The organism is Thiothrix eikelboomii (genome assembly GCF_900167255.1).
GTDB lineage: Bacteria > Pseudomonadota > Gammaproteobacteria > Thiotrichales > Thiotrichaceae > Thiolinea > Thiolinea eikelboomii.
Genome location: NZ_FUYB01000046.1, coordinates 1 through 2,903 on the forward strand (window position 1 = coordinate 1; position 2,903 = coordinate 2,903).

4 protein-coding genes are annotated in these 2,903 nt (G+C 46.7%); 1 reads left to right on the plus strand and 3 read right to left on the minus strand.

What is annotated here, in order from left to right:
• On the minus strand, positions 1-860 hold an 860-nt coding region (locus B5D50_RS19905; protein ID WP_159448694.1), incomplete at its 3' end, for an AAA family ATPase.
• 305 nt (positions 861-1,165) lie between these two features.
• On the opposite strand from B5D50_RS19905, the gene B5D50_RS19910 reads away from it, so the two are divergent.
• The gene (locus B5D50_RS19910) at positions 1,166-2,038 is read left to right on the plus strand and encodes a glycosyltransferase family 2 protein (RefSeq protein ID WP_078924392.1); all 873 of its coding nucleotides are present in this window, start codon (positions 1,166-1,168) and stop codon (positions 2,036-2,038) included.
• Between the two features lie 128 nt (positions 2,039-2,166).
• On the opposite strand, the gene B5D50_RS19915 is transcribed toward B5D50_RS19910, so the two are convergent.
• Together B5D50_RS19915 and B5D50_RS19920 are read right to left on the minus strand one after the other, a co-directional pair.
• Positions 2,167-2,559 carry a transposase family protein gene (locus B5D50_RS19915; RefSeq protein ID WP_078924393.1) on the minus strand — a complete coding sequence of 131 codons (393 nt, stop codon included), beginning with the start codon at positions 2,557-2,559 and terminating at the stop codon, positions 2,167-2,169.
• Positions 2,556-2,903: transposase family protein (locus tag B5D50_RS19920; RefSeq protein ID WP_078924394.1), on the minus strand; the 348-nt coding region annotated here is incomplete at its 5' end. The genes B5D50_RS19915 and B5D50_RS19920, both read right to left, overlap by 4 nt.

Below are 2,903 nucleotides of genomic sequence, written 5' to 3' on the forward strand. Positions count from 1 at the left end.
CTGGTGTCGGCTTTGAGGTTGAAGCGGTAGCCGTTGTACCACAGCCGTGCATCCTCCCGCAGTGTCTCCAATCCCAGCCTACAGTGGTCTGCCAATGGTTGTAACAAGGTGCTGACTTCGGCCTCGGTAAAGCCAATCGCTTCGTTGAAATCTTCGTGTAAGGATAAGTTTTTGCCGATGTTGAAGCCGCTGGTCATGCTGTCCAGCATCAGCGGGGTCACGCCCGTAACAAACAGCCGATCCAGTACTCCGCGCTGCGTGGCGGTTTTCAACACCTCGTAGAAGCTACGCACAAAACCGCCTTTACCCATGATTTTCTGAAATAGTTTGAGATCATCCGCCAGAATGCTGTTGGCAAAGTGATCGTATTCGTCGATCAGGAATAGGATTTTTTCCCCCTCGAGTAGGTCGAAAAAATGCTCTATTTTGGCAGCAGGAGAGGTTTTTGCCTTAATTTCCTGTTGTGTCGCCTCAGGATAAGCGTAACGTCGCAGAAAACTCAGCAGGTAAGTATCCACCTTCTCATTAATACGCTGGAAAATCGCCTCATGCCCGCCCTCGGTATCAATTCCGGTGAAGTCCATGAACAGCACGGGGTAAGTGTTGCGTAACGGCGTCGGATGTTGCCCGATGTACAGCTTGCCAAACAGCGTCTCAAACTCATCCTTGCGGGCGACGTCGTAATAATATTCGAGCATCGACAGGAACAGGCTTTTCCCGAAGCGGCGCGGGCGCAGCAGAAAAATATGGCTACCGGCAGCTTCTAGTTTAGGGATGTAGTCAGTTTTGTCGATATAGACAAAGCCTTCTTCAATGACTTTTTTGAAATTGCTTTCGCCGTAGGGGATTTTCGGGAACATGGTGGTGGCATCCGCACTGTAGGTATGCCCGCAGTATAGTGGCTGGGCGGGAGGCAGGCAAACCGGCGACAGGTCAGCAAATGGTTGTTACTTAAGCATTTTGGCACAATTCAGCGCAGACTGACCAGTTTCTCATCAAAAAAATACCGATTGGTTGACCATTCGTTGACAAATCTCCGCTTAACATGTGGATTTGCTGATAGGTTTCATCGAGGCTGGGGGGAGTATGACCTTTAATCAACAACTGCTGTGTGTGACGGGTTTGCCGCGTGCGGGTTCGACAGATCAAATAAAGAATTTTATTCATGAATAAATTTGTAAGTGTAATTGTGCCGACTTACCACAATTGGGATGGGTTAAAACTATGTATTGACGCTTTGGCGACACAGAGTTATCCCTTTGATGCCTTTGAAGTGATTATAGTTAACAATGATCCTGATGATCACGAGCCTAATTTTAATTTACCTGAAAATTTTAGATTGGTCTCTCAAAGCAAGCCAGGCTCTTATGCAGCACGTAATGCGGCTTTAGCCTTAGCTACAGGTGAAATTATTGCTTTTACGGATTCTGATTGTATTCCTGATACAGACTGGATTAAAAATGCAGCCGTAAGATTAGAAGCAGGAGCTGAACGGATTGCAGGTCGGATTGACTTGTTCTTTAAATCAGAAAAACTAACGCTTATTGAAACTTATGAGAAAATCTATGCTTTTGATCAAGCATCTTATGCAAAAAGTGGCTGGGCAGTCACCGCTAATATGATTACTTGGCGCAAAAATTTCGATGTAGTAGGTTGGTTTAACGACTCATTAATGTCCGGTGGTGATATTGAATGGAGCTGGCGAGCCAATGATCTTGGCATATCGGTTGAATATGCACATGAGGTTGTTGTGAAGCATCCTGCGCGGGATAGTTTGGCTGCGATGTTGCAAAAGTGTCGAAGAGTGGCTGGTGGTACAGTAAATATCGATCGAAAAGAAACTCGCCACAGCTTACTAATGTTTTTACTTCGTGGCTATCTTCCATCAGTTAGTTCTTTATTAAAGCCTTGGAAAAAATCAGACATCACTCTAATTGAAAAATTTATAGCTATCGGCATATATTACTATATTAAGATATACTCAACTACTTACATGATTGGTTTAAAATTTGGAATCTATAAAATAGAGCGCGTTTAGTTAGTGTTCAGCAATGACCAATAAGTAGTTAGCTAAGTAACCCTCTATAAAGTCTCACTTACCGTATATTGTCGGTATAAATGATGGTCATGTAATTAATCCGTTAAATAGACCTCTTGCGAAAATAATCATCCCCCAATCATCCGATTAACGAGAGCGGCGATCAGCCGTAACCGCAGCCCAAACCGCTGTCGCCGTCCTCGGTAAACGCCCTTCAGAATCCGAAAAATTTTCAATGAGCGAATCCGATGCTCCACCTTGACCCGAACCTTAGCAAACCGCTGATTGAACTCGATTTGCTCCGGCTCTAAGTCTCGACCCAGCGGCTTTTTGAACGGCATGACCACAGAGCATCCCTCGACCCTGAACCCAACATAGCCCAGATCGACCGCACAGACGCTACCCGCCGGAAGATGATGAGCGTGGCGGCGAGCTAAGCAGAGGTCATGTTCTTGCTCAGCCGAGGTCGCCACGTCTAGAATACGTCCCTGCTGTTCCTCAATCAGAAGCTGAAACTTCAAGGTGTGGGTGTGCTTCTTTCCACGGTAGTGAGCCGCTTGTTTTTTTGGGGTCGTTCAATCGGTACTTCACTCGCATCCAATAGCACACCCCGTACACACTCCCTAGAGGCCGTTTGGGCTAAGCTTAACACCCCCGACCCTTCCAATCGGGTTTCAACTCGCTTCACGATTCGCTGGGCAGTCGATTCATGCACCTGATAGCTCAAACCTAAGTGGAACAACGTGCGGTACTCTCGCCAGTAACCCAGTGTCAATAACAGTTGATCCTCTAGGCTTAACGGGCTGGGGCGACCGGACTTCTTCTTCGTCAACTCGCCTGCTTTGAGCACCTCCAGCAGTTCGTG